Origin of the sequence: Kordia sp. (assembly GCF_022447245.1) — a bacterium.
In the GTDB taxonomy this organism is placed as follows: Bacteria; Bacteroidota; Bacteroidia; order Flavobacteriales; family Flavobacteriaceae; genus Kordia.
In genome coordinates this window covers 37,469-63,271 of sequence record NZ_JAKVBC010000013.1, presented here as the reverse complement: position 1 = coordinate 63,271, position 25,803 = coordinate 37,469, and the positions used below count along the sequence as shown (strand labels likewise).

Sequence of the window (25,803 nt, the reverse complement as noted above, 5' to 3'; positions counted from 1 at the left end):
ATGAACAATCTGAATAAATACAGTAAAACAGTCACGCAAGATCCTACGCAACCAGCAGCACAAGCTATGTTGCACGCAATCGGATTAACCAAAGAAGACTTTTACAAACCTATCATTGGAATTGCAAGTACAGGATATGAAGGAAACCCATGTAACATGCACTTAAACGATTTGGCAAAGCTAGCCAAGCAAGGAACCAAAAACGAAGATGTAGTTGGATTAATCTTCAATACCATTGGTGTGAGTGATGGAATCTCGATGGGAACACCAGGAATGCGTTATTCGTTACCATCACGTGATATCATTGCAGACTCTATGGAAACAGTGGTGCAGGCCATGAGTTATGACGGACTTATCACAGTGGTAGGTTGCGACAAAAACATGCCAGGAGCACTCATGGCAATGATTCGTTTAAATCGTCCAAGTATTTTGGTCTATGGAGGAACCATTGATTCAGGTTGTCACAATGGAAAAAAACTCGATGTAGTGTCCGCCTTTGAAGCTTGGGGAAGCAAAGTTGCTGGTACAATGGACGAAACAGAATATCAAAATATCGTTGAAAAAGCATGTCCAGGTGCTGGCGCTTGTGGCGGAATGTACACTGCAAATACCATGGCTTCTGCTATAGAAGCATTGGGAATGACATTGCCGTTCAATTCTTCAAATCCTGCATTGAGTGATGCTAAAAAACAAGAATCAATAGCAGCAGGCGAAGCCATACGTGTATTGCTTGAAAAAGACATCAAACCATCAGATATCACTACGCGCAAATCATTAGAAAATGCAGTGCGTTTGGTAACAATTTTAGGAGGATCAACCAATGCAGTATTGCACTTTTTAGCCATTGCTAGAGCAGCACAAATTGATTTTACCTTACAAGACTTTCAAAGAATCAGCGATACAACACCATTTTTAGCAGACTTAAAACCTAGCGGAAAGTACTTGATGGAAGATGTGCATGCTGTTGGTGGAATTCCAGCCGTATTAAAATATTTACTAAAGAAAGGATTATTACATGGCGATTGTTTAACCGTAACAGGAAAAACCATTGCAGAAAACTTACTAGATGTTGACGACTTAACGGAAGGTCAAGATGTCATCAAACCATTAGAAAATCCTATAAAAATATCAGGACACTTACGCATGCTCTATGGAAACTTAGCAAGCGAAGGAAGTGTGGCAAAAATAACAGGAAAAGAAGGTCTAAAATTCTCTGGGAAAGCCAAAGTGTTTGAAGGTGAATACGAAGCTAATGATGGAATCCGTGATGGAAAAGTCCAAAAAGGAGATGTCGTTGTCATTCGTTATGAAGGACCAAAAGGTGGGCCAGGAATGCCAGAAATGCTCAAACCAACTGCAGCAATTATGGGTGCAGGCTTAGGAAAAGATGTTGCATTAATTACAGATGGACGATTTTCTGGTGGAACACACGGTTTTGTTGTAGGGCACATTACGCCAGAAGCACAAGAAGGAGGAACAATTGCATTGGTGAAAGATGGTGATATCATCACAATTGATGCCGAAACGAACACCATACGATTAGAAGTTAATGAAGAAGAACTTCAAGAACGTAGAAAACAATGGAAAGCACCAGAACTCAAATTTGAACGAGGTGTTTTATATAAATATGCAAAAACAGTTTCATCAGCATCCAAAGGTTGCGTTACTGATGAGTTTTAGAACAAAAAGCGTTGCTATTCCTATATCACATCGAGCGCAGTCGAGATGAAGCAGGAATCCAAAAAAAATAAAATTATGGAGACAAAAACCATACAAAAAACAAAAGAAACACTTCAAAAAACAGAACATCTTACAGGAAGCGAAGCTATCGTTCGTTGTTTACTAGCAGAAGGTGTAAATGTATTATACGGATATCCTGGTGGAGCAATTATGCCAGTATATGACGAATTATACAAGTATCAAGATAAAATTCATCATGTATTAACGCGTCATGAACAAGGTGCTACACATGCAGCACAAGGATATGCGAGAATCTCTGGAGAAGTTGGAGTTGCCATTGCAACTTCTGGTCCAGGAGCAACAAATTTAATTACTGGAATTGCCGATGCACAAATCGATTCCACACCAATGGTATGTATTACCGGGCAAGTAGCTTCTCATTTATTAGGAAGCGATGCCTTTCAAGAAACAGATATTGTGGGTATTTCTACACCAGTCACCAAATGGAATCATCAAATTACCAAAGCTTCTGAAATTCCAGAAGTCATGGCAAAAGCATTTTACATTGCTAGAAGTGGTCGTCCAGGACCAGTTTTAATTGACATTACAAAAGATGCACAATTTGAAGAGTTCGATTTTGCTTATGAAAAGTGCACAGCAGTTCGTAGTTACAAAGCAGTTCCTGAAACGGATGAAGATTCTTTAAAAGCTGCTGCAAAATTGATCAATAGCGCTAAAAAACCTTTGGTAGTTTGGGGACAAGGTGTGATTTTGGGTGAAGCCGAACAAGAATTCAAAAACTTCATTGAAAAAGCAGGAATTCCTTCAACATGGACGATCATGGGAGCTTCTGCAATTCCAACAGAACATCCATTAAATGTAGGAATGGTGGGAATGCACGGAAATTATGCGCCAAATATATTAACAAATGAATGTGATGTGCTGATTGCTATCGGAATGCGTTTCGATGATCGTGTTACAGGAAACCTAGCAACATACGCCAAACAAGCAAAAGTAATTCACTTCGAAATTGATCCTGCGGAAATTGATAAAAATGTAAAAACCGATGTGGCAGTTTTGGGTGATGCCAAAACGAGTTTAGCTGCGATTTTATCATTAATCAACAAAAACGAACATCCAATTAGGAGACGCGCGTTCGACGATTTGTATGCTATAGAATATGAAAAAGTCATCAAAAACGATCTACATCCAACAAAAGAAGGTCTAACGATGGGAGAAGTATTAAAAGAAATTAATATACAAAGTAAAGGTGAAGCTGCCATTGTTTCTGATGTTGGTCAGCATCAAATGATTGCCTGTCGTTATGCAAATTTCAATCAAACTAAAAGTAATATTACTTCGGGCGGATTAGGAACAATGGGATTTGGCTTACCAGCAGCGATTGGAGCAAAAATGGCAGCGCCAGAACGCGAAGTAGTTTGTGTATGTGGTGATGGTGGCTACCAAATGACGATTCAGGAATTAGGAACCATTTTTCAGCAAAGAGCCGCGGTTAAGATAGTGGTATTAAACAACGATTTCTTGGGAATGGTGCGTCAGTGGCAACAATTATTTTTTGACAAACGCTATGCATCTACCGAAATGACAAATCCAGATTTTGTAGCTATTGCCAAAGGATACCATCTAAATGCACGTCGTGTAACCAAACGAGAAGAATTAGCAGAAGCAGTTGCAGAAATGATGCAAAGCAAAGAAGCATACTTCCTTGAAGTATGTGTAGAAAAAGAAGATAACGTATTTCCAATGATTCCAACAGGAGCATCGGTTTCAGACATAAGATTATCGTAGTATGGAAACAACAAGCAAACTATTTACGATTTCGGTATACACCGAAAATAACATCGGATTGTTGAATAGAATTTCAGCGATCTTTCAACGAAGACACATCAATATTGAAAGCATGAACATCTCTGTTTCTGAAATTGAAGGTGTTTCCAGATTTACCATTGTTGTCATGATGACCGAAGAAAAAGTTAAAAAAATCATCGGTCAAATCGAAAAACAAGTCGAAGTCATTAAAGCATACTATCACACTGAAGAAGAAATCATCTATCAAGAATCTTGCATCTTTAAAATGAAGTCAGATTTATTGTTTGATGAACGTCAAATTCAAAACATCATTAAAGATAGTAATGCACGAATCGTCACGGTAAACAAACAATTTTTTGTAATAGAAAAATCAGGACGTAAAGAAGAAATCGAATTGTTGTATAGAGAACTCAGTGTCTTCGGAATCATGCAATTTACACGTTCAGGACGCATTGCAGTTTCCAAAGAAGAAATGAAAATTTCAAGCATACTCAAAGCAATCAATCATTAATCAGGGTAAGAGCCAAGATTTTAGATTGTTTCATATAAAATTGATAGTTAAAAAAGTAAAACAATGAATTCCAATTTTTTGATTCAAGAGGAAACAATCAAAATAAATTCAATTAAAAACAAACAAAAAAACATAAGAGTGAGAAAATCTAGATGCTAAATGTCTTGGTTCTTGCTTCAAAAAAAACAAAGTCATGTCAAATTATTTCAACACTTTATCATTACGAGAACAGTTAGCGCAATTAGCAAAATGTAGATTCATGAATGCTTCTGAATTTACAGATGGTGTCAAGGCATTAAAAGGCAAAAAAATAGTCATCGTAGGTTGCGGTGCACAAGGACTCAACCAAGGGTTAAACATGCGCGATTCAGGATTAGATATTTCGTATGCATTGCGTCAAGCTGCTATTGACGAAGAACGCAATTCATACCAAAGCGCAACATCACATGGTTTTAAAGTTGGAACCTACAAACAATTGATTCCAACGGCTGATTTAGTGTTAAATCTTACACCAGATAAACAACATACAAATGTAGTACAAGCTGTGATGCCGTTAATGAAAAAAGGAGCAACCTTAAGTTATTCGCACGGTTTTAACATTGTGGAAGAAGGGACTCAAATTCGTGAAGACATTACCGTAATCATGGTGGCACCAAAATGTCCAGGAACGGAAGTACGTGAAGAATACAAACGTGGATTTGGTGTGCCAACCTTAATTGCAGTACATCCTGAAAATGATCCAGAAAACAAAGGTTGGGATCAAGCGAAAGCATATGCCGTTGCAACAGGTGGACACAGAGCTGGTGTATTGGCATCGTCATTTATTGCAGAAGTAAAAAGTGATTTAATGGGAGAGCAAACTATTTTATGTGGTGTGTTGCAAACAGGATCTATTTTGGCTTTTGATAAAATGGTCGCTGAAGGAGTTGATGCTAATTATGCTGCAAAATTAATTCAATTAGGTTGGGAAACGATTACGGAAGCGTTGAAACATGGAGGAATTACCAATATGATGGATCGTTTATCGAATCCTGCAAAAATAAAAGCCTTTGAATTGTCTGAACAGTTAAAAGGAATTTTGAAACCATTATTTGAGAAACACATGGATGATATCATTTCAGGATATTTCTCTAAAACGATGATGGAAGACTGGGCAAATGATGATAAAAACCTATTAAAGTGGCGCGAAGCTACTGGTGAAACAGCTTTTGAAAAAACAGCGTTAACCACGGATCATATTTCGGAACAAGAATACTTTGATCATGGTGTGTTATTGGTTGCTTTTGTAAAATCGGGTGTGGAATTGGCGTTTGAAACGATGGTAAATGCTGGAATTATTGAAGATTCTGCGTACTACGAATCATTACATGAATTGCCATTAATCGCTAATACCATTGCCAGAAAGAAGCTTTTTGAAATGAATAGAGTCATTTCTGATACAGCAGAATATGGTTGTTACTTATTTGATCATGCTGCAAAACCATTATTAGAAGAATTCATGAAAACAGTGAACACTTCAGTGATAGGAAAAGAATTTTCAACGTCAAAAGGTGTAGATAACTTAGATTTAATTAAGGTAAACGATGCAATTCGAAATCATCCAATAGAAGCTGTTGGAAAACGACTCAGAGCCGCAATGACAGCAATGAAAACTATTAAAACAGCTGTCAAAAAAGAAAATCCAGTCACAGTATAAAAATGGAACTTACTGCAAAAACATACGCTCCAACGTTAGCAGCTATCAAAAGAGCTGCGAAAACACTCAAAGGCATTGCTTCGGTAACGCCTTTGAGTTATAATGATTACTACTCAAAACAATGGAATTGTAATGTCTACCTAAAACGAGAAGATTTACAACAAGTTCGTTCTTATAAAATTCGTGGTGCTTACAATAAAATAGCATCGTTGACAGCGACACAAATTGAAAACGAAATTGTGTGCGCTAGTGCTGGAAATCATGCGCAAGGTGTTGCCTTGTCGTGTAAACTATTGCAAATAAAAGGTACGATCTTCATGCCAACACCAACACCAAATCAAAAAATTGAGCAAGTCAAAATGTTTGGTGAGGAATATGTTGATGTTGTCTTGGTTGGCGATACGTTTGATGATGCGTATCATGCAGCTATGGAGGAATCAGAACGCTTAAACAAAACATTTATTCATCCGTTCAATGATGAAAAAGTTATTGAAGGGCAAGCTACTACAGGATTGGAAATTTTAAACCAACTAGAAACTCCAATTGATTATGTATTTGTGCCAGTTGGCGGTGGCGGATTGTCGGCAGGATTATCTTCTGTATTCAAAATGTTGTCTCCAAACACAAAAATTATTGGTGTAGAACCGAAAGGTGCGCCTTCGATGTCAACTTCTATTCAAAAAGATAGAAATACCACGTTAAAAAACATTGAAAACTTTGTGGATGGTGCGGCAGTAAAACGTGTCGGCGATTTGAATTTTGCGATTTGCAAAGAAAATTTACATCAGATGATTGCGGTTGATGAAGGCAATGTATGTCAAACAATTTTAGATCTATACAATCGTCAAGCAATTGTAGTAGAGCCTGCTGGAGCTTTAAGTTTAAGTGCATTACCGCAATATCAAAATGAGATAAAAGGAAAAAATGTAGTATGTGTAGTGAGTGGAAGCAATAATGACATTACACGAACTGCGGAAATCAAAGAACGTGCATTGCTCTACGCAAACTTGAAGCATTACTTCATTATCAAATTTCCACAGCGTGCAGGTGCTTTGCGCGAATTTGTAGCTGAAATTTTAGGTCCAACGGATGATATCACACATTTTGAATATACCAAAAAAACCAATCGTGAAAACGGTGCAGCAGTTGTAGGATTGCAGCTAAAAAACGCAGACGATTTAGAAGCATTAATCACAAAAATGAAATTAAGAAACTTTTACGGCGACTACTTAAATGATAAACCCGATTTATTTCAATTCTTAGTTTAAATAAAAAAACAATGAACATTCCCGAACAGTATCAAATTAAAAAAACACTTACTCAAAATACATATTTAGTAGATGGTGAATTAAAAGAATGGTCAGGACAAACCTCTGAAGTCTATTCTACGATTTCTTCCACAGAAAACTATCAACCCACATTACTTGGAACCATTCCAACTTTAGGAGAAACAGAAGCCTTAGAAGCCTTAAATTCTGCGGTTTCTGCTTATAACAAAGGGCAAGGATTGTGGCCAACGTTGAAAGTGGTTGATCGAATTGCGTGTATGGAAAAGTTTGTAGAACAAATGAAAACCAAACGCGATGAAGTTGTGAAATTGCTCATGTGGGAAATAGGTAAAAACTTAGCAGATTCAGAAAAAGAGTTTGACAGAACGGTTCAGTATATCTATGATACTATTGAAGATTATACACAAATGGATCGTGACAGTGCGAAGTTTGAAAAATATGGTGGTGTCAATGCGCATATTCGTCGTGGACCTTTAGGTGTTGTATTATGTCTTGGGCCGTATAATTATCCGCTAAATGAAACATTTGCTTTGTTGATTCCTGCGATAATCATGGGAAATACAACAATTTTCAAACCTGCTAAATTTGGTGTGTTATTACTATCACCATTATTAGAGGCATTTCAAAATAGTTTTCCAAAAGGTGTTGTAAACATCATTTACGGACGTGGAAGAACAGTAGCAACACCAATTATGAAAGATGGTCGTGTAGATGTCTTAGCGTTGATTGGAAATAGTAAATCTGCGTATGCTTTGCAAAATGTACATCCAAAAAGTAACCGTTTGCGTATGGTATTAGGTTTGGAAGCCAAAAATCCTGCGATTGTATTGAAAGATGCTGATTTAGATTTGGCAATCAGTGAGTGTATTGCCGGAACTACTTCGTTTAATGGGCAACGTTGTACGGCATTAAAGGTGTTATATGTACATGAAGACATTGTAGACGAATTCAACAAGCGTTTCTCTGCAAAAGTAGATGCTCTGCAATTTGGAAATCCTTGGGAGGATGGCGCAAAATTAACGCCATTACCTGAGCCAGACAAGCCAGCATATATTCAAGAATTAATTGATGATGCTTCCGAAAAAGGTGCAAACATTATCAATGCAAAAGGTGGAGAAACTACCGATAATTATATATTTCCAGCTGTGTTATATCCTGTGACAAAAGATATGCGAGTGTATGAAGAAGAACAATTTGGTCCAGTCATTCCTGTGATTCCATTTTCAGACATTGAACAACCGTTGGATGATATGGCGGAATCCAATTATGGGCAGCAAGTAAGTTTGTTTGGAAAAGACATCAAAACACTAGCTCCATTAATTGATACGTTGGTAAATTTGGTATGTAGAGTAAATTTAAACAGTTCGTGTCAACGCGGTCCAGATGTGTATCCGTTTACGGGAAGAAAAGATTCTGCAGTAGCGACCTTAAGTGTGCATGATGCTTTGCGTTCGTTCTCAATCAGAACGTTTGTAGCTTCCAAAGACAATGACTATAACAATGAAATCTTAACGGAATTGTTGCAAACCAGAGCTTCTAATTTCGTAAGTACAGATTATATTCTTTAAAGTATAATTAGAATAGCATAAAGTTTCCTTCAAATTCATAAGTTATGAAGGAAACTTTATATATAGTTACTTAGAATTTGTGATTTTAATTATCTGTGATTGTAATGACCATCTGGAAATCTAAGTAATTTTGATCGTCTCCATCTTCTGCCATAATTGTAATTACATTTAGGTTATCGTTTACATCTGTTGTGCTAATATCTAGTTTATCTGATAACATAGTTTTTGATGGATCTTCTTGATGCGTAAAGGTCTACTACATACTTGTCATATTTGCTATTGAAGGATTTGTGCCTGTTGTTATAGTTCCATGCTTTGTGGTACTATTGATCAAGTTAAAATGGTTGGATAAAATTTCTAAATTCGTTTGATGTGCAGACCATTCTTCAAGTGGATGATGATGAGGAGTAGCGGTAGGTTCAGATAAACTCCATTTTCCATTCCATGAACAATAATTCACCCATGCAGCTGTGCCGCTTGTTTTTGGTTGTAAAATTATGTTTGATACATTTGGAGGTAATGTGATAGTACATACTCCGTCTTTTGAGCTTGCTGTTGCGTTTGCCATGATATTTATTGTTAAATGATTCCTATGCTCTATTTATAATGGCTTTTCGGATTTCGCCTGAAATGCAAAAACAAAATTGTAGCTGCTAAATCGAATTGTTTGTCTTTGATTACAAGTCAAAATTGATAAAATATGATACACAATTTTAATAAAATACCATGGAGCAAGAATAAATTGCTATGAAAGCGGTTTTTGAGTGTATGACAATAAATAGTTTATAAAGTGAATTCTGCAAAAAGAATATTTATGTAAATGCCGTTGCTGCTTCAAAGTAGTTCTCGATACTATTTTTCTTCGAAAAATCATTCGAAGTGATGTTTATTAGTTGTCACTTTTGCGTGTCAAATTGAGCACAGTCGAGATTTAGTTGAAAATGATGAGTTTAATTACTCAATGTAACGAAACCAGTCTAACAATCTAAGCGCGAAGCAAATCTAAGAAAGTCTAGAAGCCTACTTCTTAAAAGGAGCATGTTCTTTAAACGACTTAATTCTAATGTTTTTGATAAAAGGCTTCATCAAACTATTAATAAAAGGTCTTTTGTGTCGGATATAGCAAGTTAAATCTTGTGGTTTGGCGCCAAGTGTGCTTTTAATTTCGGAAGCGGTTCTTCCTAAGTTGATACGTTTTGAACCATACAAAATTCCCAAACGCACATAATCGTTTAAGATTCGTGGATAAATAGAATAGTCTTTATTTAGTGCATAATTCAATCCGATAAAATGTGCATCCAAATTGTGTCCATTGCGTATGGCAGATAAGAAACCAACGAGCTTATCTTCTAAAAAATATCCTTTTACAATAAATTGATCGCCATAAGTTCTTTTCAATAGCATATATGTATCTAAATCGAGCACTTGCGCATTAAAATTTGCATTGGCAATGGTGTTTTCATACAAAGCTTGCAATTCATCTTTATATTGTTCAATTTCTTGATAAGTAAATTCTTTTGCAACCAAATGTTCACTTTTGCTATCTGCTCTATTGGCTTTGACTCTGTATTTAGATTTCAACTCATTTTTATAATCATCAAAAGATGTCCATTCAGGTTTGAGCATAATAATCATATTAGGTTCTACCTTCATGGGAGTGTAACCGTAATCTTTCAGTTGATCGGTTAGTTTCAATGATGTTTCTTTAAAATCTTTTACAAAAACTGCATGCAATCGTTTTGTGTCTTTCATGACAACTTTTAATGCAGCAGCCAATTCATGAAATACGGCATTTAAATCTTCTCCATCTTTAATGAAAGTACCGTATTCGCCACTTAAAAAGACATTTCCGCAAAACATAATTTTAGGCGAATCGTTGCAAAACAAACTATTGATTGTTTTTTTGATCCATTCTGCAATTTTAATATTTTGTGTAATGGTTTCTATGGGAATCGTCACTGTCTGTGTAGCGGCAAAACCAACCGCTTTTTTTTGATCGTTGACAATGATAATATACCGAAACACAATGTCGTCATTTGCAAGTTCGTACGCACGAAGAAATTCAGGTGTATAGTACGTATTTTTTCCGCAACCTAACTGCTCCCAATAAGCCGAAGGAATATCGTTGATACTATTATAAAAAATAGGCGGAGCGTAACTCATGTACGTTTTTTGACTTTATTAAGGGTAACCAGATATACTCCAGCAAAAATGAGAATTGCAGCAACAATTTTAACAATATCTAGCGAATCACTACCTACGAGAACCGCAAAAATTCCTGCAATTACAGGTTGAAGATATAAAAATGTTGTAACAGTTGAAGCTTTTAATTCACGCAATGCCAATGGATTTAATAAATACGTCGCAAAAGTAGCACCAACAATTACAAATCCAACTTCAAAAAATATATATGGTGAAAAACTAGCCCAATCTACCACGCTTAATTGTGAATAACCGAATGGTAGTACTAAGAATGTTCCAAACAAAAACAGCCACTTTATAAAAGTCATCGGATGGTACTTATACGTCAGCTTTTTAATGATGATGATATAAATACTGTACGAAACCGCATTGATAAACACAAGAAAGTTTCCAAGTGGAATATTAGTAGAATCTGCTGTAGCTTTTCCATAAATACTAAGAATAACAGCTCCTGAAAGTCCTAAAACAATCCCGATGATTTTGGTGGGAATTATTTTTTCTTTTAAGAAAATGGCAGAGAGTATCAGTACAATAATCGGGACAACCACCATAATCACAGAAGCGTGAATTGGCGTTGTATATTCGAAACCTTTGAAAAAACAAAGCATGTTTATGGTAATTCCAAAGACAGCACCTAAAAAGAAAGTGATATAATCTTTACGATCAATCTTTTCTTTTGGGCCGAAAAAACTGAATAGCCAAAATAAAACACCTGCTGCAGCTACGCGTAATAGTATAAATCCATAAGGTTCAATATGACCGCCTTTTATCACATCGGAAGCAAACGTAAATGTTACACCATAAAAAACTTGCACCATAAAGGCAGCAATAAAGGCAAAGGCTTTTTTAGATAACATTAGGATATTGCTTCTTTAGCTGCGGCAACAGTTTTTGTAGAATTTCCAATAAAAATTTGGTCATCTACAATAATCACAGGACGTTTTAAAAATGTATAATGCTCTAAAATGTATTGCTTGTAATCTTGTTCGCTTAACTCTTGGTTTTTTAAGTCCATTTCTTTGTAAAGCTTTGCGCGCTTGCTAAACAATACTTCATAACTTCCAGAAAGGGCATGCATTTCTTCCAATTGCTTTACAGTAATTACTTCTTCTTTAATTCCTTGTAATACAAAGTCAGGTGTTGGTTGAATCTCTTTAATAATTCGTTGACAAGTATTGCAAGTTTTTAAGTGATATATTTTTTTCACAGGGTTGGAGTTTTAAAAGAAGTTATTTTTTATTAATTGTGATAATTTTTACAAAGAAAATTCATTTCCATCAAAAATGAATACTTTTAATAAAAATATAGCAAATGAATTTTACAAGGACCGTTACTCAAAATAATAGAAATGTCATAAAACGACTTTTAAAAGAGATCAGTTAAGAAGATTTAAATAAATCCCAGAGGGATTTCCAAATATATTTTGGAATATTGCACACATTGTAGTTGCGCAGCAATTGTTAGTATATCGACTGTCAAATTTACCAATGCATGTATCGGATGAAATGGTTTCTAAATACAAAAAAGGAACAGAACCAGAAGCTGATGTTACTCAAGAACAAGTAGATGAAGTCTATGATCAGTTAGATAATTTATTGATAAAAACAGAAGAAGATTTGGCAGCAGGAATATTTAAAAACTATACTGAATATACCCTTAGCTTAGGAACTACCTTAAGCAATGTGTATGAAGCTATTGAATTCAACAATATACACGAAGGGATGCATTACGGATATATTTTGGCGTTAAAAAAGGCGTTGTAAGTAAATTTTGTAAGATTAAATTTTTAACATGATGTTTAGAAAGTATTGATACTTTAATGCGACTCATAACACCTTAAAAAGGTACAATTATCGTATATTTACCACCTATCTGAGTTAGCGACTTTTAGGAAAGCTAACGAAGGACTTAGAGGAAACAATTAATAACATTTCGGCACAATCGTCGGAGGATTTAAATCTCGATTGTCGAGTAGACAGAATGGAAGGCAATACAGCACTCACACATATAAAAAATATCTTAGAGAATATGCCTGATAGTTGGTTGCGACTAACTACGCATCGATTAGATATTTACACGGAAAAACTAGCAAAAGTTGAGTTTTTAGACCAATTTGAAAACTTATATGAAAGTAATACGTATGATAGAGCAACGTTAAATGAATTGCCAACTGCATACGACTATATTCGTTTAGGACATCCATTATCTTGTGTGTTGGAATGGGGAATTGCAAAGTTGAATAATATAAAACCTGAAAATGTCATCAGTTTTCAATCGATCATCATTCCTGTGATGGCAATTTTGAGAAAAAATCTATTAGCTAATAAAAATACAAGAATTGTTTATACAGATACATTGCCAAGTATTTTTGACGAAGCTTTATTGAAGCATGTATATAACTATAATTTTGAATTGCAACAAGTAGAAAATCTGGAAAGCCTTTCTCCGTTTGATGGAAGCACAGTTTTAATAGATCAGCAAGACGAATTAAGTATGGTGAATTTTGCTTCAACAATTGATTTTGTAGTGAATATACATTCAAAATTGGGAAGCATTTTATTGGTAAACAATCAACAAGATGCAAGTTATGTTTCAGAAATTCAGCATGTTCGTAGAAGAGAAACGGTTGCAATGACACCTGTAAATTGTGTTGTAGCTTTAAGTACGATGTTAGGAAATACTTTAGGCAAAAAAATACGTAATGTTGCTAATGACAAAGCCTTGGTAACAAAGACCATTCGGAAAATTACGGACGTCAGCACAAAAGCTTTAGTAGGTTCTAGTGGACTTTCTATTCAATATGCTATTATGATGGGCTTGATTGAGGATGCGTTTGAAAATCATTCTGGAAAAGCAATTAAGTTTATTGTGCCTACAAATTGTTATGGAGGAACAAACGATCAAGCAAGACGTGTAGCTGCTTGTATTGATAATGTTGAAGTTGTCGATTTACATGTAGATGGCGATAGTGATATGGTGCAAAGTATAGATGTAATTTTAGCTAAAGTTGCTCACGAAGATGCCATTCCGTATATCATTGCAGAAATTCCAACGAATCCTAGAGTGGAAGTTCCAGATTTAATGCAACTAAAAGAAACATTAAGCAAAAAACGTATAACTGCAACTGGTGAAACTGCCATAGAGCCTGTATTTATTTTAGATCAAACTTTTTGTCCAAATGTCCACTTTTTAGGAGAAGGAAAAATACTGTCAACAGTTCGTGCTATTTCGTATTCTAGTGGATCAAAATTCCCAAGTGGTGGATTGTGTACAGCTGGATACTGTATTGGAAATGAAAAAGTAGCAAGTGTGTTTGACACTATTGAAAAACACCTAATTCTGTGTGATAACGAAGCAACTGACCTACAGTATGAGATATTAGCGGAGCAAATGCCTTCTATGAATCAACGAATTGCAGCTGCTTATAAAAATACGCGTGAGTTTGTGAATTTTATAAAAACAACATTACCTACTGCAAAAATCAATTTTGTTTCTGAAGAACTTGCTGCGGAAGGATTTACACCTTCGGTATTCTCATTAGATCTTCCTACCAAAGGAGATACCAATGAAGAAAGAGAAGCGTATAAAAGAGCGTTGAATCTGAGATTAATCAACATGATGATTGCCGAAATTCCAAATGAAAGTAAGTATTGTGTAAGTTATGGGCAATTAAAAGGTTGTTATTGGACGATTCCGGCAACATCTACACAAGGAACAACAAAAGAAGGCGACAAAGATTATATTGCACGTGTTGCACTATCTCCAAATATGAATTTACAACGACATGAAGAAGTTTTTATGGACTTTGTAGAAGAAATTTTGACTCCTGCTTAGTTGGTTAATTTTGTCTTTTTGTTATACACATTAAGCATAGTGGAAATGAATAGAGTCGAAATAAAGCAACTAAAAACCTATTCTGTTTCCTTAGCAATCACATAAAAATTAGGATCTACCACAACTTTCGAAACATTGGAAGGCATTTCCTTAGTTTGCCACTTGGTGGTTGGTGAAACTAGCATAATAGTATCGTTAATAGCAACGCGGACTTTCATATCAAAATGGACTACTGCTTTTTCCCAACGATACATGAGCTTTTTACCATCTTTTTTATAATGCAATACAGGAATGTCAGTAGTTCGTAAGTATTGGTCAAACACAGAAGAAAAATCAATCCCTGACTTTTCTATTATATAACGTTCAACCTGTTGTGTCGTTACTGTTTGATGGTAAAAATCTTTATTCAATCCTCGCAAAATACTACGCCATTTTTTGTCATTATCAATCAACTGACGAATTGTATGTAACATGTTGGCACCTTTGTAATACATATCGCCCGAACCTTCATGATTTACATTATAAATGCCAATAATCGGACGGTCATTTTGAACATTTGCACGTGTACCAATCACATATTCTGCACTTGCTTTCTTCCCATAAAAATAATCTAAAAATAAGTTCTCAGAATAGGCTGTGAAACTCTCGTGAATCCACATATCAGCAATATCAATATTGGTAATATTATTGGCAAACCATTCATGCCCTGATTCGTGAATAATGATAAAGTCAAACTTCAATCCCCAACCTGAACCGCTCAAATCAGTGCCTCTGTAACCGTTTTTATATCCATTTCCATACGTTACCGAACTTTGATGTTCCATACCTAAATATGGCGCTTCTACAAGCTTAAAGCTATCTTCATAAAACGGATATGGACCAAACCAATGTTCAAAAGCTTCCAGTGTTCGAGTTGCATCTTTAAACTGTTTTTTGGCTTTGTCTAAATGATCTCGAAGCACATAATAATCCATATCCAACATGCCATTTTCGCCTTTGTACTTTTCGCCAAAATGTACATAATCACCAATATTGATATTTACACCGTAATTATTAATAGGATTCACAACATTCCAATGATAAGTTGTAGTAGTATTATCTTTTTCTTCCACTTTTATGAGTCGTCCGTTAGAAACATTCATTAAATTCTTTGGAACATTCACGCTAATCTTCATGCTGTCTACTTCATCGTACATGTGGTCTTTACAAGGCCACCAAACGCTCGCACCTAGCCCTTGACAAGAAGAAGCTATAAATGGTAAACCATTAGCATCTTTAGACCATGTAATTCCGCCATCCCACGGTGGACGTTTAGCTACTTTTGGCTTTCCTTCATAAAAAACTTTTATATTATATATTTTTCCTTTTTTTTGTCTTTTAGTTAGGTGAATAAAATGTGCATTTCCTTCATGAGTAATCTCTAATTCTTTACCATTTTGAATAGCTTTAATTATTCGTAATGGCGGTTGCAAATCTACCTGAAGCGTCTTTTGTCCTTTTTCCAGTACTTTATATTGAATGGTATTGCTTCCTTTGATGGTTTTTTCGTCAGGATCAACAGTAATATCTAAATGATAATGTGTCAAATCCCACCAAGCACGTTCTGGCGTGATGGAACCCCGTAATGTATCTTGTTTTGTAAAATTCTGTGAAAATGCTTGCAAGCTAGTAAATGCAAATACTAAAAGAAGATATGCGGAGAAGTTGTTATTTTTATGTATCATTTTGATAAAAAAGTTACGTATTGATAAAGGTACAGCTATAATCTGAAAACTAATAAATGAAAAGTTAAATTTGTATACAACTCACAGGAACGAGAATGTAATACAAGCAACAATTCGCGATTTTAAGAATATGTAAGCGTATTGATGATTTCTGAATCTAGTTTTATATTAAAGAAGAATACTTATGAAATTCAACACTAAAACCATTCATGGCGGACAGCAACCAGACAAAGCTTATGGAGCTGTAATGCCACCAATATATCAAACATCTACGTTTGCACAAAGCACGCCCGGTGGTCATAAAGGGTATGAATATGGACGAACACATAATCAAACCAGAACTCCGCTAGAAAACGCATTGGCAAGTCTAGAAAATGGAAACTATGGATTGGCTTTTGGTTCAGGTTTAGCAGCTATTGATGCCATAATTAAATTATTAAAATCGGGTGACGAGGTTATTTCTACCAGTGATTTGTATGGAGGAACGTATCGTTTATTTACAAAGGTTTTTGAAAATTATGGAATTAAATTTCATTTTATCAGAATGGAAAATGCAAGCAATATTGAAGCATATATCAATGAAAACACTAGACTCATTTGGACAGAAACACCAACGAATCCGATGATGAATGTTATTGATATTGAAGTGACTGCTGCAATTGCTAAAAAACATAATATCATATTGGCTGTTGATAATACTTTTGCAACTCCGTTTTTGCAACGTCCGTTAGATTTAGGTGCCGATATTGTGATGCATTCTGCTACCAAATATATTGGCGGACATAGTGATTTGGTAATGGGAGCTTTGGTAGTAAAGGACAAAGAAATTGCAGATAAATTATACTTTATCCAAAATGCAAGTGGTGCTATTTGTGGACCTATGGATAGTTTTTTGGCATTACGAGGGATTAAAACCTTGCATGTGCGTATGCAACGACATTGTGAAAATGGAAAAGCTATTGCTGAATATTTAGCGGCACATCCAAAAGTAGAAAAAGTATACTGGCCAGGACTTGAAGATCATCCAAATCATGATATAGCAAAAAGGCAAATGGATGACTTTGGTGGGATGATTTCGTTTGTAACGAAAGGAGACGATTATGATCAGGCAATAAAAATTGTAGAAAATTTAAAAGTTTTCACCTTAGCAGAATCTTTAGGTGGTGTAGAATCTCTAGCAGGTCATCCCGCAAGTATGACACATGCAAGTATTCCAAAAGCAACGCGAGAAAAAATAGGTGTAGTAGATGCGTTGATTCGTTTAAGTATAGGAATTGAAGATGTTGATGATCTTATTGAAGATTTAGCGCAAGCATTATCCAAATAAAAATTCTAAGTCACAAAAAAAAGCCATTCTCATCAGAATGACTTTTCAAATATGTAATGTATATATTAAAAGTTTAAATAATAAATATATCCTACGCTAATTACAAAACTCCAGTCATTTGCTTTGTTTTCAGGATATAGGTTTTCATCTGGATTTAATCCGTCAACCCAGTTAGAAAAATAGTATCTCCAACGTAAATCAAGCAATAAATCGGATGTTTCTGTAAACTTGTATCGTGTACCAACACTAGCTACAATAGACCAAGTAGAACTAGATTCATTTCTGTAAGCATCTTGATACTTTATAGGTAAAACACCTGGACTAGCTAACGGACCTCGATCTGATTGAACAGTTGGGGTATAATAATGGTATTGCGCTCCTAGAGCTGCGTAAGGTGCTAATAAATAACCACCACTTTCAAACTCTCTAATACTTCTTGGGAAGAATTCTAATTGTGTTCCTAAGTTTAAAACACGCGTACTTCCAGTCATAGCACGAAGCTGATCAGCAGTTATAGAAACTTTATCATCTCCAACAAATCTTCCAAAATGTTCAAGGTTAACAGTTGTGTATGTAAGTTCGTTTCTTACCTTAAAATGGTCATTAAAATATGTGTAACGTGTGAAACAGTTACATTCTGCACGATAAGAGAAGTTTAAATAATGTACGATACCAAACTCGGCACCAACATTTCCAATGTTGGTTTCAAAGTCATTACGTTCTCCATAGTCAGACTGAAATGCATTTGGTCCAACGACAAAGCCAATTTCATGGGAAAACCCAAACTGAGCATATGTTGTACCGACACACATCAGCATGAAAAGTAGGAGGATAGGGCGGATTCTGTTTAACATGTTATAAACCAGTATTTATATGAGGCTATACAGCAAATATATAAAAACCCTCAAAACAAAAAAACAAAAAGTGTAATATCTAACCTTTATTATCTTCAAGATGTCATATGTAATAGATAAAAGGCTCATTCATCTAGTTAAAAGTTGAAATTGCCAAATTGTAAAAAAAAGAATGTTTTTTTTTAATTAAATGTATATTTGCATGGTCAAATAATGATATTAATAAAAATTTGTTAATCAAACTTCGTTTATGGAAGCAAAAGTAAAAGAGTTTTTAGACTTGGTAAAGCAGACGAACGGACACGAATCTGAATTTCTACAAGCAGTTCAGGAAGTTGCGGAAGCTGTAATACCTTACATAAAAGGTAAGGAAAAGTACAAAGGAACTAAGATTCTTGAGAGAATGGTAGAACCTGAGCGCGTAATTATGTTCAGAGTTCCATGGGTTGATGATAATGGTGAAACTCAAGTAAATCGCGGATATAGAATTGAAATGAATTCGGCTATCGGACCTTACAAAGGTGGATTGCGTTTTCATTCAAGTGTAAATTTAAGTATTCTTAAATTTTTAGCATTTGAGCAAGTATTTAAAAATAGTTTAACAACACTTCCAATGGGTGGTGGAAAAGGAGGATCTGATTTTAATCCAAAAGGAAAATCAGATTTAGAAATTATGCGTTTCTGCCAAGCATTCATGTCAGAATTATTCAGACATATTGGACCAAATACTGATGTTCCTGCTGGAGATATCGGTGTGGGAGGTCGTGAGATTGGATACATGTTTGGAATGTATAAGAAACTAAGAAACGAATTCACAGGAGTTCTTACAGGAAAAGGAATTACTTGGGGAGGATCGTTAATTCGTCCAGAAGCTACAGGGTACGGAAATGTGTACTTTGCACAAAGCATGTTAGGTACTAAAGGAACATCTTTTGAAGGAAAGACAGTAACAATCTCTGGTTCTGGAAATGTAGCACAATATGCTGCTGAGAAAGCAACAGAATTAGGTGCAAAAGTTGTGACAATGTCTGATTCTTCAGGATATATTCACGATGCTGATGGAATTGATGCTGAGAAATTAGCCTTCATCATGGAGCTTAAAAATGTAAAGAGAGGAAGAATTCACGAATACGTAGAAAAATACCCTTCTGCAACATTCCACAAAGGTGAAAGACCTTGGAGTGTAGCTTGTGATGTAGCATTGCCATGTGCAACTCAAAACGAATTAAACGGAGACGAAGCACAAGTATTAGTAAATAATGGTTGTATTTGTGTAAGTGAAGGAGCAAACATGCCATCTACGCCTGAAGCAATTGAAATCTTCTTAAAAAACAAGATTTTATTTGCACCTGGAAAAGCATCAAATGCTGGTGGAGTTGCAACTTCTGGTTTAGAAATGACACAAAACTCATTACGTTACAACTGGACTCGTGAAGAAGTTGATGCTAAATTAAAGCAAATCATGAGTGATATTCACCAATCTTGTGAAGAATACGGAAAAGACGAAAATGGATTTATCGACTATGTAAAAGGAGCCAATATTGCTGGTTTTGTTAAGGTAGCAGATGCTATGATTGCACAAGGAGTTGTGTAATTAAAATCCTAAAATCACATATAAAAGCTTTCTGCCCATACGGCAGGAAGCTTTTTTTGTAACAATAATATATGATAACCAATTCATTTACGTTATTATTAAATATATTTGGTAAAATATTCTAACAATAAGAGACTGCAACACATTTAGTTGTGGTTAAGTGTTCAAAAATAAATGCGAAAGTTCTATTTAAAGAGCATAAAATTAAAAATAGACAGATGAAGAAAAGTTTTTTGTATTTGCTACTGCTAATAAGTTATGTTTCGGTACATGGACAATCTGCAAACAATTCTTGGTTAGGACACTATTCCTATAATAATGTAGTTGATATTTCACGAAGTGCGGATAAAATTTATGCCGCTTGTGACAATTCTTTTTTTACATACGACTTACAAACAAATGAATTGGCTAAGTATTCTACGATCAATGGACTTTCTGGTGAAGAAATAAGTACAGCATACTACAGTCAATCAGGCGATAAATATGTCTTAGGATATGGGAATGGACTTTTGGAAGTATTTGATCCTTCTTCAGGTGAAATAAATAAAGTAGTAGATATTGTTGACAAACCGACAATTCCGCCAAATCAAAAAAATATCAATCATATATTAGAATACAACAACATACTATATATAGCTACTGACTTTGGAATCTCGCTATATGATATCAATGCATTAGAATTTGGAGATACCTATTTTATTGGACCTAACGGAAGTCAAATAGAAGTGCGTCAAACAACTATTTTTGGAGAATATATTTATGCAGCTACAGACATAGGTATGTTTAGAGCCATTGTGGATAATGATAATTTGATTGATTTCGAAGAGTGGGAACGTATTAATTCTTCTAATTGGCGAGGAGTTATTGCATTTGGTGAAGAGTTATATGCAATCTCTCTGACAAGAAGAATGTTTCGATTTAATGGTACTGGCTTTTCATTCTTGTCTCAAATACCACAGTATGCCACGTTTACGGAAGACCTGAAAGTGTCAGAAAACTATATGATTGTAGCGCATGATCAAGAAGTACATGTGTATGATACTGAGCTTAACGAAGTTGTAGGAGTTCAGTCTTTAGAAGATTATCCAGATCTTGAATTTAATTCTGCCTTGCTTATAGGGAATACTTTATACATAGGTACAGAAACAGAAGGTATTTTAGAAACTGCATTTCCTATGCCAATGACGGCAAATCAAATATTACCAGATGGTCCTCTATTAAATAACACATTTTCTATTACTGCAATTCCAAATGAATTATGGGTAGTGTATGGTGATTACACTGCTGGATACGATCCATATCCACTTGATGATAGAGGTGTAAGTCACTTGCAAGATATGGCTTGGGTAAATATTCCTTATTCGCCACATTATGATGCAAAAAGTATTGTGCATGCAACAGTAAATCCATCAAACCAAAATGAAGTATTCTTGAGTTCATTTTTTTCTGGAATACTAAAAATTGAAGACAATGTGCCTGTTGAGATTTTAAATCATACGAATAGTGGGCTTGAATCATTAGATATTGGAATTCCAACATATATAGACATTAGAATTGGTGAAACAAAATTTGATGCCAATGGCGATCTTTGGGTACTAAATTCAAAGATTGAAAACGGAATCAAAGTATTGCGAAGTAGTGGGCAATGGGATTCATATTCTGTATCGGAAGCTATCAGTGATCCAGTTTTTGGTGAAAATGGACTTTCTAAAGTAGAAATCAGTAACAACAATATCAAATTCATAGCAACACAATCACATGGAGTGCTAGCCTTTGATGAAACACGTAGTGAAGGTTCTCAATTTGTTGCCATAAGTGAAGAAGAATCAGGAAACTTACCAACAACGGATGTGCGTGCTGTACGTATTGATAAATCGGGAAATCTATGGATTGGAACCGTAAAAGGAATTCGTGTGTACTTTGGTGCAGCAGGTATTTTTGAAGATGATGACCCGCAATCCAACGATATTATTATTGTAGATGAAGATGGTGTGCCAAAAGAATTATTATTTGAACAAACGGTTACTGATATTGAAGTAGATGGTTCTAATAACAAATGGATCGCAACTTCGGCTTCCGGTGTATTTTATATGTCACCAGATGCTACGGAAACACTAGCGCACTTTACAAAAGATAACTCGCCATTACCCACAAACACGGTAAATAATATTGAAATTGATGCAGAGTCTGGAAGAGTGTATATCGCTACGGCGAAAGGACTACTGTCTTTTCAGGGAACTGCAACAGCACCAAAAGAAACTTTAGAAAATGTATATGCATATCCAAATCCTGTACGACCTGGATTTAGTGGAGACTTAACAATTACTGGTTTAACAAATAATGCAAACGTAAAAATAACAGATATTGAAGGAAACCTAGTATATGAAACAACTTCTGAAGGTGGAACCTTGCTTTGGGATTTAACAGCGTTTGGCAGACACAAAGTTGCTACGGGTGTATATCTTGTTCTAATAGCAAGTGCAGATGGTACTGAGACTAAAGTCACGAAAGTGATGATTGTTCGTTAAAATGCTAGTCACAACCAAAGCTATTGTAATCTCAACCATAAAATATGGTGATGCTGGTGTTATAGCAAAATGCTTTACAGCTTCTGATGGAATCAAAAGTTATTTATTACGCGGAATTTTAAAATCAAAAAAAGGCAAGTTAAAAATTGCTTACTTTCAACCATTAATGCAACTAGAAATTGTTGCTAATCATAAAAACAAAGGAAGTTTAGAATACATTAAAGACGTTAAAACAGTATATCCATACACTTCAATTCATACGCAAATAGCTAAAAGTGCCATTGTATTATTCTTATCAGAAATCCTTAACTATTCTATTCAAGAAGAAGAAAAAAATGATGCCTTATTTCAATTTATTGAAAATGCACTACAATGGCTTGATATGAACGATGAAATTGCGAACTTTCACCTCGTATTTTTAACCAACTTAACGAAGTATTTAGGGTTCTATCCAGAAACTAAACATATCCATAAAGAGTATTTTGACTTGCAAGAAGGCCAATTCTTTGATAATAGTACGATGAACGAATGTGTGACAGGTGAAAATTTAACGTTTTTTAAACAGCTATTAGGCATAAAATTTGATGCACAAAATACCATAATGTTATCTTCGTTCAGAAGAAATGAAATTCTTGCAATATTCATTCAATATTTTAAATTACATTTGCAGGGATTTAGGGAACCAAAATCAATGGAAGTGTTACATGAAGTATTCAAATAAAATAAAAGGCATTGTTGGTATAATCTCTTTTATTTTTTCCCAAGCGCTTTTTTGTCAAGAAATTCAAGTAAAAGATATTGTTAACGATAGAAACATCTCTAACGTAAATGTATATAATGCTGATCAATCTAAAGGCGGAATTACCAATGCAAGAGGCAAGATAAATATTTCTATGTTCTCTGAAGATGAAAAAATTACATTTCAGCATATTTCCTATTTGCCAGTTACATTCACAAAACAACAAATTCTCGAAAACAAAAATATTGTCTACTTAGTCAAAAGAACGGCGGAGTTGACTAAAATTGTAATATCTGTTTCTAAGTGGCAACAAAACAAAAAAGAAGTTCCTAAAAAAATTGTGAGTATTGATAGCAAGCAAATCATATACTCAGCACCGCAAACCGCAGCCGATTTGTTAGAAAAAAGTGGAAAAGTGTTTGTTCAAAAGAGTCAATTAGGAGGCGGAAGCCCTATGATTAGAGGTTTTTCTACTAACCGATTGTTGCTTTCTGTAGATGGTGTGCGAATGAACAATGCCATATTTCGAGGCGGAAACGTGCAAAATGTGATTTCAATAGATCCTTTCAATGTTAACAATACAGAGGTTATATTAGGTCCAGGATCTGTTATTTACGGAAGTGATGCTATTGGTGGTGTCATGAATTTTTATACAAAAACACCAAAGCTTTCATGGAATGAAGAAACGCTGATTTCAGGAAATGCAAACATGCGCTACGCATCTGCAAATACTGAAAAAACAGGTCATTTTGATGTCAATATCGGACTAAAAAAATGGGCGTTTTTAACGAGTGTAAGTTATAGTGATTTTGATGATTTACGCATGGGTAAAAATGGTAAAGATGAATATCTTCGATCAGAATTTGTAGCAAACCTTAACGGAGAAGATACTGTTGTAGAAAATGCAAATCCAATAAATCAACGCTTTACAGGATATAGTCAAATCAGCCTAGCTCAACGTATAAAACTAGTTACTGATGATATATGGGAATTTGACTTAGGATTGCATTATTCTGCGACTTCAAACTATCCGCGATACGATCGTTTAATACAGTACAGAGACGGATCGCTTCGATATGGTGATTGGTTTTATGGACCGCAACGTTGGTTTATGGGGAATTTTCAAACTCAGAAAAAAGGAAACAACACCTATTACGATAATGTAAAATTTACCAATGCATATCAAAGATTTGAGGAAAGTAGAAACAAACGTAACTTCCAAGATGATATTCTCAATGTTACAGAGGAAAAAGTAGATGCAATCTCATCAAGTTTGGATTTTGAAAAAAGATTCAACCCGCAAATCAAAACCTTCTATGGTTTAGAGTACGTGTACAACAAAGTACATTCAAACGGATTTAATAGAAATGTCAACACAGGACAAATCACGGATGCACCTTCTCGTTATCCTGATGGAGCTTCTTGGCAGTCTATGGCAGCATATGCAAGTTTAGAGTACAAACCAAATCCTAAATTTACGCTTCAGTCGGGATTGCGCTACAATCATATTTTAATTGATACAGATTATGACACTACTTATTTTCCGTTTCCATATACAGAATCAAGTACTAATACACGTGCGTATACAGGAAGTCTAGGATATAGTTGGTTACCAAAAAACTGGCAAATTACCGCAAACATTGGTACAGCTTTTAGAGCGCCAAACATTGATGATATTGGAAAAGTATTCGATTCTGAACCAGGATCTGTAGTAGTGCCAAATCCAAATTTGACACCAGAACATGCATACAGTGCTGAATTTGGAATTCAAAAAAGGATAGGGAGTAGTTTTGACTTAAGTTTTAATGCTTTTTATACATTATTGGACGATGCGCTCATTCGTAAAGACTTTAATTTGAATGGTGAAACAGAAATCATATACAATGGTGAATTGAGTAATGTGCAAGCCATTCAAAATGCTTCAAAAGTATATACTTATGGTTTCGAATTTGGTTTTTCTGCAAAATTTGATAAAAGGACAAAAATTACAGCCGATTTAACAATTCCTAACGGAGAAGAAGAACAAGTAGATGGAACAAAAGTTCCGTTGCGACATGTATCGCCTATTTTTGGAAACTTTCATTTTATCTACAAAAACGAAAGATGGAATTTAGATTTTTTTACAAACTTCAATAGCTCCATAAGATTTGAAGATTTAGCTCCTTCAGAACGTAGTAAAGCATACTTATATGCAATGGATGAAAATGGAAATCCATATTCGCCATCTTGGGTCACTATAAATGCAAAATCAAATTTTGAAATCACCGAAAAAATTAACTTAACAGCTTCACTTGAAAATATAACAGATAGACGTTATCGAGTATACTCTTCAGGAATTTCTTCGCCAGGAAGAAACCTGATTTTAGCCTTAAATTACAGCTTCTAGCGCTAAAAAACAGCAAGAAATATACTACGGAAAATTACCCT

The 25,803-nt window shown here is 35.0% G+C and carries 20 protein-coding genes; 13 read left to right on the top strand and 7 right to left on the bottom strand.

The annotated features are described in order from the left end of the window. The 6 genes from ilvD (at window position 1) to MK119_RS10725 (ending at window position 8,574) form a co-directional block, all read left to right on the top strand. Window positions 1–1,680, top strand: a complete 1,680-nt coding sequence (gene ilvD, locus MK119_RS10750) for a dihydroxy-acid dehydratase (RefSeq protein ID WP_290678227.1) — start codon at window positions 1–3, stop codon at window positions 1,678–1,680. 75 nt (window positions 1,681–1,755) lie between these two features. Next, complete coding sequence (gene ilvB, locus MK119_RS10745) at window positions 1,756–3,489, top strand: biosynthetic-type acetolactate synthase large subunit (RefSeq protein WP_290678224.1); 1,734 nt, start codon at window positions 1,756–1,758, stop codon at window positions 3,487–3,489. Between the two features lies 1 nt (window position 3,490). Continuing rightward, entirely contained in the window at window positions 3,491–4,021 is a 531-nt protein-coding gene (ilvN, locus tag MK119_RS10740) for an acetolactate synthase small subunit (protein ID WP_290678221.1), read from the top strand. Window positions 4,022–4,214: 193 nt separating this feature from the next. Next, window positions 4,215–5,717 carry a ketol-acid reductoisomerase gene (gene ilvC, locus MK119_RS10735; RefSeq protein WP_290678218.1) on the top strand — a complete coding sequence of 501 codons (1,503 nt, stop codon included), beginning with the start codon at window positions 4,215–4,217 and terminating at the stop codon, window positions 5,715–5,717. A gap of 2 nt (window positions 5,718–5,719) precedes the next feature. After that, entirely contained in the window at window positions 5,720–6,985 is a 1,266-nt protein-coding gene (ilvA, locus tag MK119_RS10730) for a threonine ammonia-lyase IlvA (protein ID WP_290678215.1), read from the top strand. A gap of 11 nt (window positions 6,986–6,996) precedes the next feature. Further along, window positions 6,997–8,574, top strand: a complete 1,578-nt coding sequence (locus MK119_RS10725; protein WP_290678212.1) for an NADP-dependent glyceraldehyde-3-phosphate dehydrogenase — start codon at window positions 6,997–6,999, stop codon at window positions 8,572–8,574. Between the two features lie 85 nt (window positions 8,575–8,659). On the opposite strand, the gene MK119_RS10720 is transcribed toward MK119_RS10725, so the two are convergent. The 5 genes from MK119_RS10720 to MK119_RS10700 all read right to left on the bottom strand — a co-directional run bounded on the left by MK119_RS10720 (window position 8,660) and on the right by MK119_RS10700 (window position 11,983). Next, window positions 8,660–8,794: a hypothetical protein gene (locus tag MK119_RS10720; protein WP_290678209.1), complete on the bottom strand. Its 135-nt coding sequence runs from the start codon at window positions 8,792–8,794 to the stop codon at window positions 8,660–8,662. Between the two features lie 36 nt (window positions 8,795–8,830). Beyond that, on the bottom strand, window positions 8,831–9,142 hold the full coding sequence (locus tag MK119_RS10715; protein WP_290678206.1) for a hypothetical protein: 312 nt from the start codon (window positions 9,140–9,142) through the stop codon (window positions 8,831–8,833). A 452-nt stretch (window positions 9,143–9,594) separates the two neighbouring features. Then, complete coding sequence (locus MK119_RS10710; RefSeq protein ID WP_290678203.1) at window positions 9,595–10,737, bottom strand: hypothetical protein; 1,143 nt, start codon at window positions 10,735–10,737, stop codon at window positions 9,595–9,597. Further along, on the bottom strand, window positions 10,734–11,633 hold the full coding sequence (locus tag MK119_RS10705; RefSeq protein ID WP_290678200.1) for a DMT family transporter: 900 nt from the start codon (window positions 11,631–11,633) through the stop codon (window positions 10,734–10,736). The genes MK119_RS10710 and MK119_RS10705 overlap by 4 nt, the downstream gene beginning before the upstream one ends. After that, window positions 11,633–11,983, bottom strand: a complete 351-nt coding sequence (locus MK119_RS10700) for an ArsC/Spx/MgsR family protein (protein ID WP_290678197.1) — start codon at window positions 11,981–11,983, stop codon at window positions 11,633–11,635. Before MK119_RS10700 ends, MK119_RS10705 begins: the two co-directional genes overlap by 1 nt. 250 nt (window positions 11,984–12,233) lie before the next feature. Between MK119_RS10700 and MK119_RS10695 the strand changes: the two genes are divergently transcribed. Then, window positions 12,234–12,539: a DinB family protein gene (locus tag MK119_RS10695; protein WP_366512793.1), complete on the top strand. Its 306-nt coding sequence runs from the start codon at window positions 12,234–12,236 to the stop codon at window positions 12,537–12,539. Between the two features lie 217 nt (window positions 12,540–12,756). Next, window positions 12,757–14,610: a PLP-dependent transferase gene (locus MK119_RS10690; RefSeq protein WP_290678195.1), complete on the top strand. Its 1,854-nt coding sequence runs from the start codon at window positions 12,757–12,759 to the stop codon at window positions 14,608–14,610. A 77-nt stretch (window positions 14,611–14,687) separates the two neighbouring features. Here the strand turns inward: MK119_RS10690 and MK119_RS10685 are convergent, their stop codons facing one another. Further along, window positions 14,688–16,334 carry a M1 family metallopeptidase gene (locus MK119_RS10685; RefSeq protein WP_290678192.1) on the bottom strand — a complete coding sequence of 549 codons (1,647 nt, stop codon included), beginning with the start codon at window positions 16,332–16,334 and terminating at the stop codon, window positions 14,688–14,690. A 184-nt stretch (window positions 16,335–16,518) separates the two neighbouring features. On the opposite strand from MK119_RS10685, the gene MK119_RS10680 reads away from it, so the two are divergent. Beyond that, complete coding sequence (locus MK119_RS10680) at window positions 16,519–17,661, top strand: cystathionine gamma-synthase (protein WP_290678189.1); 1,143 nt, start codon at window positions 16,519–16,521, stop codon at window positions 17,659–17,661. 65 nt (window positions 17,662–17,726) lie between these two features. Here the strand turns inward: MK119_RS10680 and MK119_RS10675 are convergent, their stop codons facing one another. Continuing rightward, the gene (locus MK119_RS10675; protein WP_290678186.1) at window positions 17,727–18,515 is read right to left on the bottom strand and encodes a glutamate dehydrogenase; all 789 of its coding nucleotides are present in this window, start codon (window positions 18,513–18,515) and stop codon (window positions 17,727–17,729) included. A 250-nt stretch (window positions 18,516–18,765) separates the two neighbouring features. Here MK119_RS10675 and gdhA point away from each other — a divergent pair, with 250 nt between their 5' ends. The 4 genes from gdhA (at window position 18,766) to MK119_RS10655 (ending at window position 25,762) form a co-directional block, all read left to right on the top strand. Next, entirely contained in the window at window positions 18,766–20,109 is a 1,344-nt protein-coding gene (gdhA, locus tag MK119_RS10670) for an NADP-specific glutamate dehydrogenase (protein WP_290678183.1), read from the top strand. A gap of 218 nt (window positions 20,110–20,327) precedes the next feature. Further along, window positions 20,328–22,637 (top strand): two-component regulator propeller domain-containing protein, encoded by a 2,310-nt coding sequence (locus MK119_RS10665; RefSeq protein ID WP_290678180.1) that lies wholly within the window; start codon window positions 20,328–20,330, stop codon window positions 22,635–22,637. Window position 22,638: 1 nt separating this feature from the next. Then, a complete protein-coding gene (gene recO, locus MK119_RS10660) occupies window positions 22,639–23,358 on the top strand; it encodes a DNA repair protein RecO (RefSeq protein ID WP_290678178.1) in 720 nt (239 codons plus the stop codon). After that, window positions 23,342–25,762: a TonB-dependent receptor gene (locus tag MK119_RS10655; protein WP_290678175.1), complete on the top strand. Its 2,421-nt coding sequence runs from the start codon at window positions 23,342–23,344 to the stop codon at window positions 25,760–25,762. The genes recO and MK119_RS10655 overlap by 17 nt, the downstream gene beginning before the upstream one ends. The last annotated feature ends 41 nt before the right edge of the window (window positions 25,763–25,803 follow it).